Raw genomic sequence first — 16,620 nt, 5'->3', positions numbered from 1 at the left:
GCTGCCCCATCCCCCCTCAAAAAGCCTTTTACGCCGGCCAGCCCCCGCCACAAAGCCGCGGGCTGGGAAGAAACAGAAAGCATGAAGAACCCCCATGGGGGTTCTTCCATGAATACGCGTATTCAAAACTCTTTAAAGCATTTCAAGCAGCGCCGCGCAGCTTACTTTTGCGCAATCTTTGCGCCGTGCTGTCTAAAAAAACATTCGGGAGATCCCAAATATATGAAAATTCTCATTGTGGACGACGAAGCCCTGCTGCGCCAAAACCTGCGCGCCATGCTAAAAGCCTCTTCCCTGGCTATTGACGAGTTCCTAATGGCCGAAAACGCCATAGAGGCCATCACCCTGGTAAAGGAACGCCAGCCGGACATTGTGCTAAGCGATATTCGCATGCCCGCAAAAAGCGGGCTGGAGCTGGCCGCCTATATTTACGAAAACCACCCTGACCTGCCCGTAATTTTGGTGACCGGCTATTCCGATTTTGGGTACGCCCAGGCCGCGGTAAAAAACCGGGTCTTTGACTATATCCTCAAGCCTGTGGAGTCGGACAAGCTGATTGCCAGCGTGGCCAGGGCCAAACAGAAGCTGGACCTGCACAAAAAGCACAAGCACCTGTACCAGGTGTTTCGGGAATATTTTAACGACAACTTGAAAGCTGTGCAAAAGCAGTATATCGAAACCCTGCTGTTCCATGGAAGCGCCGTGCCCTACGCCAACCAGCAGCGGGAGGCCTTCCAGCTGGACTTCCGGCGTTTCCGCCTGGTGGCCGTCAGCTGCGGCACCGCTGTGGGCAACAACCAGCTGGAAAGCCAGTATTACTGCACCTATTTGGTGGACAAGTATATCCGTGAGGTCTGCCCAGACACCGTGACCTACATTTTCGGCAGCCTTGTGTTCTTTTTGTGGGAGGTAAAAGTCCCCGACCGTTTTGAGGACAACCGCCAGCTGCTGGCCCTGCTGGGCAGCCTGCTCTCTTTTGCTAGGAATCATTTCGCCGGGGTGCTCTCAGCGGGCATCAGCCAGATCTCGGAAAGCTTTGCCAATATGCCCAACCTGCGCCGCCAGACCTCGGAATGTTTGGAAATGGCCCGGGAAAAGGGACGGGAAAACTTTCTCTTTTTTGAGGACATCATGGAGCCCAATCAGGAAAGCTGGGAGATGGAGGACAACGCGCGCACCCTGGCCGCCCTGGTACGCGCCGGCAATGTCTCCGCCGCCCTGGAACGCTTTGACGCCCTGGCGGAAAAGCTGGCGGATAGTCCTTACTACATCACCGTCTGCCTGCTTACGGTTTCCCAGATCTCCTTTATGCTCCACGAACTGGGCATAGAGGCCGGCCGGGTGGCTGAAATGACCGGGCGCATCCTCCCCCACCTAAACGAAAACGACCCCCGGCGCTATACCCAGAAGCTGCGCCAGTGGCTGGGGGACATTGCCCGGCTTATCTCTGGGGAGCTGCAAGACCGCAGTAACTTTGTGGTCAACGGGGTGAAGGACTTTATTAACGCCCATTACAGCGAGCCCGTGGGCCTGGTAGAGGCGGCCCGCTATGTGGACCGCAACCCCTCTTATGTAAGCCGCCTGGTCAAGGAGCACACTGGCAAAAACTTCACCCAGCTGCTGACAGACAAGCGCATGGCCGAGGCCAAGCGTCTGTTAACCGGCACCAACCTGAAGATTACAGAGATCGCCCAGCGGGTGGGGTATGTGAATGTGCGGTACTTCAACCGGGTGTTTAAAGCCGCCACCAATGTCTCGGCCAATGACTACCGGAACTTCAGCGCGGCCTTTCAGGGAAACGAGTAAGGCGCTTCCTCCCCCCTTGCAAATCCTGGTGTTTTGTGCTATATTGTGTCCAGCGCTTTTACACGAAGGAGGACCGCTCTATGCAAGCCAGGCTTCTTTCTCAAAACGGCCTTATCGGCGTCTGCTCCCCCAGCCACGTGGCCCGGCAAGACCACTACCGCTCTATATTCCAAGGGCTTTCCCGCCTGGGCTTTTCCCTGCGGGAGGCCGGGAACCTTTACCGGGACGCCTGGGGCTTTTCCGCCTCGGACCAAGAGCGTGCTGCGGACTGGAACCAGCTGGCCGCCGACCCGGAGGTAGAGCTGATCTTCTTTGGCGGCGGCGAGGGCAGCAACGAGCTGCTGCCCTACCTGGACTTTGACCTGCTGGCCAAACACCCTAAGCGCCTGTTAAGCTACAGCGACGGCACCACCCTGCTGTGCGCCGCCTGGGCCTTGACCGGCCTGGAGACGTACTATGGCCAGAGCCCGGGCTTTTTTATAGAGCCCACTCCCTATGACCTGCGGCACTTTACCGGGCATATCCTAGACGGCAGCATGACCGCCCATGAAAAGGCCTCTCCCTGGCAGACCCTTGTTCCCGGCCAGGCCCAGGGGGTGCTGACGGGGGGCTATACCGTTAACTTCGCCCGGCTGCTGGGCACCCGATACTTCCCCTTTGACCCCCATGAGCCCCACCTGCTATTCTTAGAGGACCACCAAAAATTCAACAGCCCCGCCGCGGTCAGCGCCCTCCTCTCCCACATTGAGCAGAGCGACTTTATGAAAACCGTAACCGGGCTTTTGTTTGGCCACTATTCTGAAGAACCCCAGCCACAACTCTATGAGCGCCTCCGGCTGCTGGGCCGGCGCTGGGGCATTCCGGTGGCCTGCTGCGACGACTTTGGCCATGGGGCCTACCACGCAGTGCTGCCCATTGGCCGCTGGGCCCGGCTGGACGCCACAGCCGGGACTCTGCATTATCTAGAGAGCGCAGAAGGCCCGCCATGCCGCTAATCCTCTTTCTCGTGTGTCTGGCCGCTTCGGGTGTGGGGTCCATTGCCGGGTACGGCGGCGGGGTGATTATTAAGCCCGTGCTGGACGCCCTGCACATTCTGCCCGTGTCCACCATCAGCTTTCTCTCTGGCTGCACCGTGCTGTCCATGTCCATCGTCTCCTTGCTGCGCACCCGGGCCAACGGCGTGGCCCTGCGGGTACGCACCACCACGCCCCTGGCCCTGGGGGCGGCGGCAGGGGGGCTGCTGGGCAAGTGGCTCTTTGAGCTGGTCCGCTCCGGCTCTGACGAAAACCTGCTGGGGCTGGTCCAGTCCCTTCTGCTGCTGGCCACCACAGCGCTGGTTTGGGTCTACACTCTGAAAAAAGACCGGCTGCCCGCCTACCGGCTGGAAAATCTCCCGGTGTGCGGGCTGGCGGGGGTGGTCTTGGGGGTGGTTTCCGCGTTTTTAGGCATTGGCGGCGGCCCCCTGAACGTGGCTCTGCTGTTCTTTCTTTTCTCCATGGACGCCCGGGAAGCGGCGAAGAATTCTATCTTTATCATCCTGTTCTCTCAAACCGCCAGTCTGTTCAGCGCCCTGGTCCAGCAGAACGTGCCCCCCTTTGACTGGGGGCAGCTGGCCCTCATGGCAGCGGGAGGCTGCGCCGGGGCCCTGCTGGGCGCGGCCATTGGCCAAAAGATGAACAACCGGGCTGTAGAGCGCCTGCTGCTAGGCCTGATGCTGGTGATTATCGGCGTCAATCTCTATAACGTGGCCGTTTATGGGGCGGCAGCGGCAGGGCTGGCCCCTTTAAAATAGCCCCCGGCCCGCCCAGGACCAGCTGAACATCTTCCCCCAAGAAAGCCGGCAGGCACAGCCAGGGGAAGAGTTCTCTGGGCCTGGGGCACATTCCTGCTGAAACGCCCTCATTGCCGCGCATAAGCAGCGGCTGGGGCTGGAAGAATAGAGCATAAAAACCCAGGATAAAAAGACAAAGGAGATTCACCATGAGCGAAAACGTAGAAAACTGCACCCACGACTGTTCCTCCTGCGGGGTGGACTGCCCCTCCCGCCAGGCGCCGGAAAGCATGATGGAAAAACTTAACGATCTGAGCCACGTAAAAAAAGTCATCGGCGTGGTCAGCGGCAAAGGAGGCGTAGGCAAATCCCTGGTCACCTCTCTGCTGGCCACCACCCTGCGCCGCCGGGAAAATCAGGTAGCTGTGCTGGACGCGGACATTACCGGGCCCAGCATTCCCAAGTGCTTTGGCATAAAGGGCCGGGCTATGGCGGACGAGAACGGGATGTATCCCATGGAGAGCAAAACCGGCGTGAAGGTAATGAGCATCAACCTGCTGCTGCCTGAAGAGACCGCTCCCGTGGTGTGGCGCGGGCCTGTAATTGCCGGAGCCATCAAGCAGTTCTGGACCGACGTGGTGTGGGGCGGTGTGGACTACATGTTTGTAGACATGCCCCCCGGCACCGGCGACGTGCCCCTGACCGTATTCCAGTCCCTGCCCGTGGACGGTATTATTATCGTGACCTCTCCCCAGGAGCTGGTGGGCATGATTGTCTCTAAGGCCGTGGAAATGGCCAAGCTGATGGAGGTACCTGTGCTGGGCCTGGTGGAGAACATGAGCTATGTCCAGTGCCCAGACTGCGGTAAACGCATCCAGGTGTTTGGCGAAAGCCACATCGGCGAGGTGGCCGCCAAGTACGCCCTGCCGGTGCTGGGCAGTCTGCCCATGGACCCCACCCTGGCGGCGGCCTGCGACCGGGGCGTGGTAGAGCTGTTCCAGGGAGATTGGCTGGAACAGGCCGCGGATGTGATTGAGGGATTGGAGTAGGACTCCCTCAAAATCCCCCGCGATAGATCCCCCATTCCTCTGGAGAAATAAAAAAGGAGCGCCTCCCTATGGAAGCGCTCTTTTTTGTCCCGCTTATTCCAGCTCAAAGGCCCCGGTGTACAGCTGGTAGTACTTGCCCTTCTGGGCAATCAGCTCCTCATGGGTGCCCCGCTCAATAATGTGCCCCAGCTCCAACACCAAAATGCTGTCGCTGTTCTGCACGGTAGAGAGCCGGTGCGCGATTACAAACACCGTACGCCCCCGCATTAGGCCGTCCATGCCCTTCTGCACCAGCCGCTCGGTGCGGGTGTCAATGGAGGAGGTGGCCTCGTCCAGCACCATCACCGGTGGGTCGGCCACTGCCGCCCGGGCAATGCTTAGCAGCTGCCGCTGGCCCTGAGAGAGGCTGCCCCCATCCCCGGTAAGCACGGTGTCGTAGCCCTCGGGCAGGCGGCGGATAAAGCTGTCTGCGTTGGCCAGCTTGGCCGCGGCCTCTATCTCTTCGTCGGTGGCGTCCAACTTGCCGTAGCGGATATTGTCCCGGACTGTGCCTGTAAACAGGTTGGTCTCTTGCAGCACCACCCCCAGGGAGCGCCGCAGGTCCGGCTTGCGGATTTTGTTAATATTAATCCCGTCGTAACGGATCTTGCCGTCCGCAATGTCGTAAAACCGGTTGATCAGGTTGGTAATGGTGGTCTTGCCCGCGCCGGTGGCGCCCACAAAGGCAATCTTTTTGCCGGGCTGGGCGTCAATGTCTATATCGTGAAGCACCAGCTTTTCTTCATTATACCCAAAGTCTACCTGGTGCAGCTCCACCCGGCCGGTGAGCTTGGTGTAGGTCACCGTGCCGTCTCCATGGCGATGCTTCCAGGCCCACATGCCGGTACGGGTCTCGGTCTCGATGATCTGGCCTTCCCGTTCCCGGGCGTTGACCAGCATTACATAGCCCTCATCCCGCTCGGGCTCTTCGTCCATCAGGGTGAAGATGCGCTCCGCGCCCGCCAAAGCCATAACAATGGTGTTGAACTGCTGGCTGATCTGCCCAATCGGCATGGTAAAGCTGCGGGAAAGCTGCAAGAACGCCGCAATGCCCCCCAGGGTAAGACCGCCTACGCCCCCCAGGGCCAGGGCCCCGCCCGCTATGGCAATTAGGGCGTATTGCAGGTGGCCCAGGTTGTTCATCACCGGGCCCATAATGTTGGCAAAGGCGTTGGCCTTGGCCGCCTCGTCCCGCAGGGTGTCGTTCAGCTGGTCAAAGCGCTCCTTGGCCTTTTCCTCGTGGCAGAACACCTTGATCACCTTTTGGCCCGTGACCATCTCTTCAATATAGCCATTGATGTCTCCCAAGGACTTCTGTTGGCGGACAAAGTATTTACCGCTGTTTGCGCCGATTTTGCCGGTGAGGAACAGCATAAACGCTACCACCACAATGACCAGTACGGTCAGCGGAACACTGGTAGCCACCATGGCGCAGAATACGGCGGTCAAAGTAATCAGCGTATTAAATAGCTGGGGAATGCTCTGGGAAATCAGCATCCGCAGGGTGTCGGTATCGTTGGTAAAGCGGCTCATCAGGTCCCCGTGGGTGTGGGTGTCAAAGTACTTGATGGGCAGGCGCTGCATTTTAGAGAACAAGTCGTCCCGAATGTCCTTGAGAATGCTTTGGGAGATGTCCACCATCAGCCAGTTGTAGAAAAAGGTGGAGCCCGCCCCCAGCAGGTAGATCAGGCCCATTATGCCAATGGCCCGCAGAAGCCCGGTAAACACTGGGTTCGGGGCAGCCAGCAGGGGGGTAATGTAGTCGTCGATAAGGGTCTCTAAAAACATAGACCCCGCCACGCCCGCCACGGCACTGACTAAAATACACACCAGCACCACGCCCATGCGGACGCGGTTGGGCAGGCTCATGTAGCTAAGCAGGCGTTTGATCACCTTGCCCTGGTCTTTCGCTTTTGGCCGGTCTTTGGCAAAGGCCGCGCCCATTGGTCCTCTAGGAGGCATTCGCGCTCTCTCCCTTCTGCTGCGATTCAAAAACTTCCCGGTAAATGTCACTGCGTGCCAGCAGCTCCTGGTGGCTGCCTATGTCCGCCACCCGGCCGCCGTCCAGCACGACGATCTGGTCCGCGTCTTGGACGCTGGCCACCCGCTGGGCAATGATAATCTTGGTGGTGTCTGGAATCTCCTCTTTAAAAGCCTGGCGTATCAGGGCGTCGGTGTGGGTGTCCACCGCGCTGGTGGAGTCATCCAGAATCAGGATCTTGGGCTTTTTCAGCAGGGCCCGGGCAATGCACAGCCGCTGCTTCTGCCCGCCGGAAACATTGGTGCCGCCCTGCTCAATATAGGTGTCGTACCCTTCTGGAAACTGCTGGATAAAGCTGTCGGCCTGGGCCAGGCGGCAGACCCGCTCTATATCTTCATCCGTGGCGTTCTCGTCGCCCCAGCGCAGATTTTCCTTGATGGTGCCCGAGAACAGCTCGTTCTTTTGCAGCACCATGGCCACCTCTTCCCGCAGGGCCTCTACATTATAGTCCCGCACGTCCTGGCCCCCTACCAGCACCCGGCCTTTTTGCACATCGTAAAGCCGGGGAATCAGCTGCACCAGGCTGCTTTTTCCGCTGCCGGTGCCCCCCAGAATTCCCACGGTCTGGCCCGCCGGAATGCGAAGGTCTATCCCGGAAAGGCAGGTGCGCTCGCTCTTTTGGTAGTTAAAGTCCACATCCTCGAACACAATGGAGCCATCCGCCACTGTTTGCAGGTTTTCTTTGCCATCGGCAATATCGCTTTTCTCGTCCAGAATTTCCACAATGCGCTGGGCAGAGGCCCTGGACATGGTGGTCATAATAAAAATCATGGTCAGCATCATCAGGCTGCTTAGGGCCTGCATGGCATAGCTCATCATGCTCATCAGCTGGCCGGTGGTCATGGTCTGGCTCACGATCATCCGGGCGCCAAACCAAGAGATGAGCAGGATCACCCCGTACATGCAAACCTGCATTAGGGGCGAGGTAAAGGCCAAAATCTTTTCCGCCAGGCTGGAGTCCTTTCGGATCTGTTCCGAGGCCTCTACAAACTTCCCCGTCTCGTAGTCCTCCCGCACAAAGGCTTTCACCACCCGTATTCCCCGCAGGTTTTCCTGCACCACGGTGTTCATCCGGTCGTAATGCTTGAACATCCGCTCAAAAGCCGGGTATGCCCGGGTAGAGATCAGGGCCATCCCCGCCCCCAGCACAGGCATGGCCGCCAAAAAGACCAGCGCGAGCGGGGCGTTTACCATAAAGGCCATGACCATAGAGAATATCAGGGTCATGGGGGCCCGCACGGCAATGCGGATCATCATCTGAAAAGCGTTCTGCACATTACTTACGTCTGTGGTCAGCCGGGTAACGATGCTGCCGGTGGAGAACTTGTCAATGTTGGAAAACGAATATTTCTGCACCGCGTAATACATGTCCTGGCGCAGGTTGCGGGCAAAGCCCGTAGAGGCCCGGGCCCCATAAAAGCCCGAGAGAACCCCGAACGCCAGAGAGATAATGGCACAGCCCACCAGCAGCAGGCCCGTACCCAGGATGACGTCCATATTCCCCTTGTCAATGCCATCGTCAATCAGAGTGGCCATCAGCAGGGGAATCAGCACCTCCATCACCACCTCCAGTGTGGCGGTCAGAGGCGTAAGCAGGGTATCTTTTTTGTATTCCCGGATGCACCGGGAAAGCTTTCGTATCATTCCACTGTCCCTTCTTTCTTCGCTTTATCTTCCGTCTCGCGCTTTTCAATGTGGCTGTACAGCTTTTGGCACAGACGGATAAACAGGGCTTTCTCCTCTGGGGCCAGCCCGGCGTCCAAAAAAGCCTCGGTGCGGCGGATGCCCTCCTCCACCTTCTGGTGGTGGTCCACAGCCTTGGGAGTAAGGCAAATTTTCTTCAGCCGCTGGTCCCATTCCACCGGTTCCCGGGTAATCAAACCGTTTTTCTCCATCAGCTGCAAAATGCCGGTCATGGTAGACCTGCCTACAGAAAACTGCTCTTGCAGGTCCCGCTGGTACAGGTCCCGGTCCTGGTTTACATACAGGTAGCCAATGAGCCAGCCGTGGCCGGCCGGGCTCTCGCTGATCGCGGCGTAGCGGTTCATCAGCCGGCGGGTCAGGTGGTGCAGGCGGCTGATTTGAAAACCTATGTCGTCCTGGTGCTCCGGCGGGGGCAGCCTGGGGGGCCTGGGCGGGCGCTTTTCCTGTTCCCCGTGGTTCATGGTCATCCTTCCTTTTCATTTGCTTCCACAAGCTGTACGTACGCGGACTATTCGCCCTCATACTGTTCGCTACCGAACTGTTCATGTCCTAACAATTATATTTCAGCTTGAAAAAAATGTCAAGAGGGAAAAGAATTTTTTTCAGAAGGGGCTGTCACAGAAAATTCACTTGTTTTTCTTGATTTTGCCACATATACCGTTTAAAATAAGTATGGAGTATTCTAGAGTCTGTTTGAAAACTTCGAAACACGGTCTGTTTTGCCCAGAAACGGCGGCTTTGGCGTCAAAAATTCTCGAAAGGCGCCAGCATTTCTCCCATTTTAAAACAGACTCTAGGGAACCACCCACCGGAGTTACCTAGCGCCTGACGGTTTGACACGCCTCTCGCGCCACCGGAATTAATCCGTGCTTCCATAACATAAAAAACACTGGAGAGGTGCAAACCATGGCTTCTGGAAAAATATTAATCGTGGACGACGATACCAATATTTGCGAACTTTTACGTCTCTATATCGAAAAAGAGGGCTTTGACGCCGCCCTGGCCCACGATGGCGAGAGCGCCCTTAGGAAGTTCGAGTCCTTTTTCCCAGACCTGATCTTGCTGGACATTATGCTGCCCGGTTTAGACGGCTGGCAGGTATGCCGGGAAATCCGCAAGCGCTCTTCCTGCCCCATTATTATGCTCACCGCCAAGGGCGAGGTCTTTGACCGGGTGCTGGGCCTGGAGCTGGGGGCCGACGACTATGTGGTAAAGCCCTTTGAGACCAAAGAGGTCATTGCCCGCATCAACGCTGTGCTGCGCCGCAGCGGCAAAGCGGCCGACCGGCAAAAGGACCAAAAAGAGGTGGTGTACGAAAACCTGCTTATCAACTTAACCAACTATGAGCTAAAGGTAAAGGGCGTGCAGGTGGACACCCCGCCGAAAGAGATGGAGCTGATCTACCACCTGGCCTCTAACCCCAACCGGGTATTTACCCGGGACCAGCTTTTGGACGAGGTGTGGGGCTTCGATTACTATGGCGACAGCCGAACTGTCGATGTGCACATTAAGCGCCTGCGGGAAAAGCTGGAGGGAGTCTCAGAGCAATGGAGCCTAAAGACCGTATGGGGCGTGGGCTATAAGTTCGAGGTCCGGGACTGAGGTGCGGGGCTATGCAGAAAAGTCTTTTTAAACGCTACCTGGGCCAAACCATGCTCATTGTATTCCTCAGCTTCGTCATTTTGGGCGGGGTTATGATGGTGTTTTTCAGCTACTACTGGCGGCAGGAGAAAAAAGAGCTGCTTACCCAAAACGCCACCTCCATTGCCAATATTGCCAGCCGCTTCCTGACCAAAGAGAGCGCCAGCGTGTATAAGCTGCAAGGAGATGCCCTGCAGGGCTTTATCGACAGCTTTTCCGCCAGCATTGACGCGGATATATTTATTACCGAGCTAGACGGCACCGTGCGCCTGGGCAACCCTGTGGGCAGCGGCCTGGAGGACTTGAAAAAGGTGCCCGCCACCTGCGCGGCCCAGGCCGCCCAGGGCCTGTACGAGGGCCGGGGCAGCTTTGGCGGGCTGTATCAAGAAAGCTATTATATCATTGGCGTGCCCATGTACGCCAGCGAGGACGGGCCCTGCGTGGGGGCGGTGTTCGCCGCCACCAGCCCCGCCTCTATGAGCGCCATGCAGCTGGAAGCTTTCAAGATCTTCCTTTTGGCCGCGGTGGCGGCCTTGGCGGTAACCTTCTGTGTAATGGGCGTTTTCGCCTACCGGCTGGTAAAGCCCCTGCGGCAAATGTCCCTGGCCGCCCGCAGCTTTGGAGCAGGGGATTTTTCCGTGCGGGTGCCTGTCACCAGCCAGGACGAGCTGGGCCAGCTTTCCCTCTCTTTCAACCATATGGCGGACTCCCTCTCAAACTCCGAGGGCATGCGCCGCAGTTTTATTGCCAATGTCTCCCACGAGTTAAAAACCCCCATGACCACCATCGCGGGCTTTGTGGACGGCATTTTGGACGGTACCATTCCCGCCGCTGAGGAGAGCAAGTACCTGCACATTGTCTCCGACGAGGTAAAGCGCCTGTCCCGGCTGGTGAAGTCCATGCTGGACCTATCCCGTATTGACAGTGGGGAGATGAAGATACACCCCCGCAGCTTTGACATCACCCATACCAGCGTAGCCACCCTGCTTACCTTTGAGCAAAAAATTAACGAAAAACAGATTGAAATTCATGGCCTGGAAGAGGCCGCCCCGGTTACTGTGTACGGCGACCAGGACCTTTTGCACCAGGTGGTGTATAATCTGGTGGAAAACGCGGTAAAATTTACCAACCAGGGGGGCGGTATTACCCTGCGGATTATAGACAGTATTGACCGGGCCACTGTGATGATTGAAAATACCGGCCCGGGCATTGCCCCCGAGGACCTTCCCATGGTGTTCGACCGCTTTTATAAAGGGGATAAGTCCCGCAGCCGGGACAAAAACGGCATGGGCCTGGGGCTGTATCTGGTGCGCACGATCTTGCAGCTGCACGGGGGGAACATCCAGGTAACGTCTGTGCAGGGACAGTTCTGCCGGTTCGAGTTCTACCTGCCCAAGCCCCAGGAGGCCCCCCGCCTAAAGGAGCCCCAGTCCAAAGAATCTAAAGCGCGGGACACGCGGAACAAAGAGTCCCGGTCCGGCCATCTGCGGCTGAAAAAGCCCAAGACCGAGCCCAACCAAAAGACGGAACCTGAAAGGAGCAAGGAAGATGATGGATAATTTGCGAGACCCAAACGGCCAGGAGGAGAGGGAGCCTCTCCAGCCCGGGGAAGATAGCCAGCCCATGGAGGAAACCCTGGCCCGGGAAGAGGGCTTTGCCCAGCCAGCCGGCCCCGAGACCCCGGAAGAGCTGGAGCCCCTGCCCCCAGAGGACAGCGCCCCGGCAATGCCTCCCCTAGAGGAGGCCCCTGGAGAGGACCCCGCCAGCCCCCAAGAGGCAGCGGCCGACCCCACGGCCCAGCCTGCCCAGCAGGAGCCTGCGCCCAGCGCCCCCGCCGGCGCGCCAGCGCCCCCTTACCCAGCACCGGCCGCCAGCGTCTGGCAGTGGCCCGCCCCTGGATATGATCCGCGGCAAAATCCAGCTCCGCCGCCCCCCTACCCCCAGCCGCTTCCCCAGGGCTATCCATATCCCTACGCCGGGCAGCCGGGCGCAGCGCCTTATCCCGCTCCACCTTACGGGCCTGGGGTGCCTCAGCCCTACGCCGGGGCCCAGCCCTCTCAGCAGCCCCCCGCCTCGCCCTATTACTATGCGCCCCAGCCCCCAGCCCCCCAAAAGCGGAAAAAAATGGGCCTGGGACTAAAGGTTTTTTTGTGGATTATGGGCCTGCTCTCCGCAGGCGCGGTCAGCGGCCTTTGTGTGTACCTGGCCATGGCCCAGCCCAGCGGCGGCTCCCAGTATCCGGGATTTGGCTTTGATTTTTCCACTCCGGAAAGCGGCGCCCTGCCCGAGCCCACCCAGCCCCCTCAAGAACCGGAAGAAGAGGCGGCCCCCACCCCCAATGTGGACGTGACGCCCAATACCGAGGGCATCCACATGAACGAAAAACCCCTAAGCCAGCCCCTGGACGCTGAGAGCGTCTATAGGCAGGTGGCCCCCTCTACGGTAACTGTGGCGGCGGAACTGACCCGGGAGGGCCAAACCGGCGAGAGCACCGGTACGGGCATTATTGCCACCAGCGACGGGTATATTATCACAAACTCCCATGTGGTGCTGAATTCTAAAAGCTCCAGCGTCACGGTGACCACCTACGACGGCCACGAGTATGAAGCCGTGGTGGTGGGCGTGGACCGCACCACCGACCTGGCTGTACTGAAAACCAACGACCACGGCTTTACCCCAGCCCAGTTTGGCGACGCGGCCGAGCTCTCTATGGGCGAGTGGGTGTTGGCCATTGGCAATCCCGGGGGCGCACGGTTTTCCAACTCCCTGACCCGGGGGGTCATCTCCGGCCTGGACCGGGAAGTGGGCAAATACAGTGAAAACGGCATGACCTATATTCAGACCGACGCGGCCATTAACCCCGGAAACTCCGGCGGCCCTCTGGTGAACATGTACGGCCAGGTGGTGGGAATCAATTCTTCCAAAATTATCACCGATGGCTACGAGGGGATGGGCTTTGCCATTCCCGTCAGCCGCGCCCAGCCCATTATTAACGAGCTGCTCTCCGGCGGCTATATCAAGGGCCGCACCCGGCTGGGCATTACCTGCCGGGAGGTAACCAAGACCATCTCCGCCGCCTCCGGCCTGCCCAGAGGCCTACAGATTAGCACGATTGACCCCGAAAGCGGCTTTGCGGGTACACAGGCCCAGGAAGGGGACGTTATTACCGCTATAGAAGGCGAAACCGTAGAAAGCCTGCGGGAAGTTTCCAACCTTCTCCTGCGCTATGCCCCCGGCGACCGGATCAAGGTAACCCTGTACCGCCCTGGCAATAATTTTTCCGGCGGGCAGGAGCTGGAGATTGAAATTGTCCTGCTGGAAGATAAAGGCGAGACCCAGAAATAGACGGAAAAAAATTTTTTTGAAAATTTTGAATGGATTCCTCTTCCTCAATCGTATTCATGATGAAGTCGGAAACGACTCGGCCTTGTTTGAAAATAGAGGAAATGCCGGATTTTTGCTTAAGACGAGGCGGTTTCAAGGAGAAAACCGCCAGGAGCACTTTTCTATTTCAAGAATTTTCGACACAGAAATCCGCCCGTATGGGGCATAAAGACGGTATTTCCGATTTTTCAAACAAGACCTAACAAAAATCATGGAGGAATCGTCATGTATCAAGTATTTTTAGGAGCCCTGGCCACATCCATCGCCCTATCTATGGGCGCCACCAGCACGTTGGCCGCTGATTCCACGGCTAAGGTCTCCCAGTCCTTAGCGCCCGTCTATGCCAATGCGGCCTGCGCCTATGTGGACGCCGACGGCGACGGTATCTGCGACAACTGCGACTTTGCCCATGGCCAGGGCTGGGGCGGAAACTTTGTGGACCAAGACGGCGACGGCGTCTGCGACAACTTTGCCAACGGCCAGGGCTGCGGCCAGGGCAACGGCTTGGGAGCCGGATGCGGTGGAAACTTTGTAGACCAGGATAACGACGGCGTCTGCGATAATTTCGGCAGCGGCCAGGGCCGGGGGTATGGCCGGGGCAATGGTCAGGGCAGGGGCTGCCGGGGTGGACGCTGCTGGTAACACTAAGGGAAAAATTTTATGCGGAGCGAGCAAGAGGTGAACAGGGCCATTGAACAATATTCCGATACGGTTCGGCGGCTCTGCGTGGTACATCTGAAAAACCCTGCCGATGCAGAGGACATATTTCAAACCGTGTTTTTGAAGTATGTCCTTAGCTCTGTTTCCTTTGAAAATGACCAGCATGAAAAAGCCTGGTTTATTCGGGTGACTCTTAACGCCTGCAAGGACCTGCTGAAAAGCTTTTTTCGCAGCCGCACCGTAGCTTTGGACCAGGTGCTGGACCAGCCGGCGGAGATTCCCCCAGACCACCGGGAGGTCTTAGAGGCCGTGCTCTCCCTTCCCCCAAAATATCGAGAGGCCGTCTATCTGCATTATTATGAAGGTTATACCGCTCCGCAAATCAGCCAGATTTTAGGCAAAAACGTGAACACTGTGTATACGCTCCTCACTCGTTCCAAACAAATGCTCAGGGAAAAGCTGGGAGGTGACGCCTATGAGTGACACAATCAAAGAGGCCTTCCAACAAGTGCGGGCTCAGGAAGCGCTAAAAGATAGAACAAAAGCGTTTCTGGCGCAAAAAACCCAGGAATATACCCAGCCCGCCCGGCCTGCCCGGCGCCTTCTGGGCGTTTATGCCGCCGCCTGTGCCTGTCTGTTATTTTTGGTGGCAGGCGGAATCTGGTTTTACTTTGCTCCCACTGTGGAGATCAGCATTGACATAAACCCCTCCATAGAACTTTGCGTCAACCGGTTTGACCAGGTGGTTTCGGTGAATAGCTATAACCAAGACGGGCGGGACCTCTCGAACAGCCTGGATATAAAATTCAAAAACTATGCCGACGCTGTGGAACAGATCATGAACCACGAGCAGGTCGCCGCCCTGCTCTCTCGGGATGCGTTAATGATCATTACCGTCGTAGGGCCGGACGGAGCCCAGGCCTCTAAAATCTTTTCCGATATGGAGGCCTGTGCCGCCCAGCGGAAAAACACCCACTGCCATTCCGCCCAGCCGGAAGAGGCGGCCCTGGCTCATCAGTTGGGTTTATCCTGCGGGAAGTACAGGGCCTTTTTAGAGGTACAGAAGCTGGACCCCAGCGTCTCACCCGAGACTGTTCAAAACATGACCATGCGGGAGATCCGGGAATTGATTATACAGCTGGGGGGCAGTAGCGAAAGCCTCACCGCCACCTATGGCCACGGGAACAAATCCCAAGATCGGGATAGCTGCCCGAACCCTGGGCAATGTCAAAAACACGGCCAGGAAGAGGCGCTAAGCCCAAACTCTAGCCTAGCGCAGAACCAAAGCCAAAAGCACCAAGGCGCGGGCCACGGCCAGGGAAAAGGCCAGGGAAAGCACCAGGGGCGGCAGACGCATTGACAACCTGTCCGGAATGTGCTAAAATTTTTCCATATTAACCGGATTGGAGCGCTTCATCTTATGAAAACCTACAAGATCACTGTTCTAAAGGGTGACGGCATTGGCCCTGAAATCGTAGACCAAGCCATCAAAGTGCTAAATAAAGCCGCAGAGAAATACCATTTTTCTATAGACTATCAATACGCCCTCCTGGGCGGCGCGGCCATCGACGCCACCGGCGCCCCCTTGCCCCAGGCCACTGTGGAGGCCTGCCAGGCAGCGGACTCCGTCCTTCTGGGCGCTGTGGGCGGGCCCAAATGGGACAGCCAACCTGGGGGCAGCCGGCCTGAAGCCGGCCTTCTGGGGATTCGCAAAGCACTGGGCCTTTATGCCAACCTGCGCCCTGCGGTAATTTTCGCCCCCCTGCGGGAGGCCTCGCCGCTAAAGCCTGAAATTATTGGCGACAGCCTGGACATTATGGTGGTCCGGGAGCTGACCGGCGGCATCTATTTTGGCGACCGGGGCACAGAGGAACAGGACGGAGTCCCCACCGCCTATGACACAGAGCGCTATAGTGTGCCCGAGGTGGAACGCATTGCCCGGGTAGCCTTTGATATGGCCCAAAAGCGCGGCGGCAGGCTGTGCAGTGTGGACAAGGCCAATGTTCTGGATAGTTCCCGGCTGTGGCGGGGCGTGGTGGACCGGCTGGCCGCAGAGTATCCAGCAGTACAGGTCAGCCACATGTACGTGGACAACTGCGCCATGCAGCTGGTGCGCAACCCGGGGCAGTTTGACGTGATACTGACCTCCAACATGTTTGGCGACATTCTTTCAGACGAGGCCTCTATGATCAGCGGATCCATTGGGATGCTGGCCTCTGCCAGCCTGGGCCAAGGGGGCCTGGGGCTGTACGAACCCATCCACGGCTCCGCGCCGGACATTGCCGGCCAGGATGCGGCCAACCCCCTGGCCACCATTCTTTCTGCGGCCATGATGCTGCGGTATTCTCTGGACCAGCCGGAGGCCGCCGGGGCCATCGAGGCGGCGGTGGCCAAGAGCCTGGAGCTGGCCCGCACCCAAGACATCTATTCCCAGGGCTGTGGGGCAAAGCTGGTGGGCTGCCAGGAGATGGGCGACACCGTAGCCGGACTGGTGTAAGATTGGCCCATGTAAACAATGCGGAAAG

14 protein-coding genes are annotated in these 16,620 nt (G+C 58.1%); 11 read left to right on the top strand and 3 right to left on the bottom strand.

Going from position 1 to position 16,620, the window contains the following annotated elements; all coding sequences use genetic code 11:
• The first annotated feature begins 222 nt into the window (after positions 1-222).
• The 4 genes from U8U68_RS01310 (at position 223) to U8U68_RS01295 (ending at position 4,626) form a co-directional block, all read left to right on the top strand.
• Positions 223-1,806, top strand: coding sequence for a response regulator transcription factor (locus U8U68_RS01310; RefSeq protein ID WP_322199053.1), 1,584 nt, complete (start codon positions 223-225; stop codon positions 1,804-1,806).
• Between the two features lie 80 nt (positions 1,807-1,886).
• Positions 1,887-2,801, top strand: coding sequence for a S66 peptidase family protein (locus tag U8U68_RS01305; protein WP_322199052.1), 915 nt, complete (start codon positions 1,887-1,889; stop codon positions 2,799-2,801).
• On the top strand, positions 2,792-3,598 hold the full coding sequence (locus tag U8U68_RS01300; protein WP_322199051.1) for a sulfite exporter TauE/SafE family protein: 807 nt from the start codon (positions 2,792-2,794) through the stop codon (positions 3,596-3,598). Before U8U68_RS01305 ends, U8U68_RS01300 begins: the two co-directional genes overlap by 10 nt.
• 188 nt (positions 3,599-3,786) lie before the next feature.
• Positions 3,787-4,626, top strand: coding sequence for a P-loop NTPase (locus tag U8U68_RS01295; protein ID WP_322199050.1), 840 nt, complete (start codon positions 3,787-3,789; stop codon positions 4,624-4,626).
• A 93-nt stretch (positions 4,627-4,719) separates the two neighbouring features.
• Here U8U68_RS01295 and U8U68_RS01290 read toward each other — a convergent pair whose 3' ends face one another.
• Genes U8U68_RS01290 through U8U68_RS01280 form a run of 3 tightly spaced genes read right to left on the bottom strand, consistent with a single transcriptional unit; the run spans position 4,720 to position 8,871 of the window.
• Complete coding sequence (locus tag U8U68_RS01290; protein ID WP_437124409.1) at positions 4,720-6,627, bottom strand: ABC transporter ATP-binding protein; 1,908 nt, start codon at positions 6,625-6,627, stop codon at positions 4,720-4,722.
• Positions 6,617-8,350: an ABC transporter ATP-binding protein gene (locus U8U68_RS01285; protein WP_322199049.1), complete on the bottom strand. Its 1,734-nt coding sequence runs from the start codon at positions 8,348-8,350 to the stop codon at positions 6,617-6,619. The genes U8U68_RS01290 and U8U68_RS01285 overlap by 11 nt, the downstream gene beginning before the upstream one ends.
• Positions 8,347-8,871, bottom strand: a complete 525-nt coding sequence (locus tag U8U68_RS01280; protein ID WP_322199048.1) for a MarR family winged helix-turn-helix transcriptional regulator — start codon at positions 8,869-8,871, stop codon at positions 8,347-8,349. The genes U8U68_RS01285 and U8U68_RS01280 overlap by 4 nt, the downstream gene beginning before the upstream one ends.
• A 445-nt stretch (positions 8,872-9,316) precedes the next feature.
• Between U8U68_RS01280 and U8U68_RS01275 the strand changes: the two genes are divergently transcribed.
• The 7 genes from U8U68_RS01275 (at position 9,317) to leuB (ending at position 16,592) form a co-directional block, all read left to right on the top strand.
• A complete protein-coding gene (locus U8U68_RS01275; protein ID WP_322199047.1) occupies positions 9,317-10,012 on the top strand; it encodes a response regulator transcription factor in 696 nt (231 codons plus the stop codon).
• An 11-nt stretch (positions 10,013-10,023) separates the two neighbouring features.
• On the top strand, positions 10,024-11,610 hold the full coding sequence (locus U8U68_RS01270; protein WP_322199046.1) for a HAMP domain-containing sensor histidine kinase: 1,587 nt from the start codon (positions 10,024-10,026) through the stop codon (positions 11,608-11,610).
• Positions 11,600-13,396: a S1C family serine protease gene (locus U8U68_RS01265; protein ID WP_322199045.1), complete on the top strand. Its 1,797-nt coding sequence runs from the start codon at positions 11,600-11,602 to the stop codon at positions 13,394-13,396. The genes U8U68_RS01270 and U8U68_RS01265 overlap by 11 nt, the downstream gene beginning before the upstream one ends.
• 264 nt (positions 13,397-13,660) lie before the next feature.
• The gene (locus U8U68_RS01260) at positions 13,661-14,077 is read left to right on the top strand and encodes a hypothetical protein (protein ID WP_322199044.1); all 417 of its coding nucleotides are present in this window, start codon (positions 13,661-13,663) and stop codon (positions 14,075-14,077) included.
• 18 nt (positions 14,078-14,095) lie between these two features.
• The gene (locus U8U68_RS01255) at positions 14,096-14,578 is read left to right on the top strand and encodes an RNA polymerase sigma factor (protein WP_322199043.1); all 483 of its coding nucleotides are present in this window, start codon (positions 14,096-14,098) and stop codon (positions 14,576-14,578) included.
• Positions 14,571-15,455 carry an anti-sigma-I factor RsgI family protein gene (locus U8U68_RS01250; RefSeq protein WP_322199042.1) on the top strand — a complete coding sequence of 295 codons (885 nt, stop codon included), beginning with the start codon at positions 14,571-14,573 and terminating at the stop codon, positions 15,453-15,455. The genes U8U68_RS01255 and U8U68_RS01250 overlap by 8 nt, the downstream gene beginning before the upstream one ends.
• A 60-nt stretch (positions 15,456-15,515) precedes the next feature.
• The gene (gene leuB, locus U8U68_RS01245; RefSeq protein ID WP_322199041.1) at positions 15,516-16,592 is read left to right on the top strand and encodes a 3-isopropylmalate dehydrogenase; all 1,077 of its coding nucleotides are present in this window, start codon (positions 15,516-15,518) and stop codon (positions 16,590-16,592) included.
• The last annotated feature ends 28 nt before the right edge of the window (positions 16,593-16,620 follow it).

The sequence above is a fragment of the Acutalibacter intestini genome, from assembly GCF_034334985.1.
GTDB classification, from domain to species: Bacteria; Bacillota; Clostridia; order Oscillospirales; family Acutalibacteraceae; genus Acutalibacter; species Acutalibacter intestini.
This window is presented reverse-complemented; position numbering and strand designations above follow the sequence as displayed.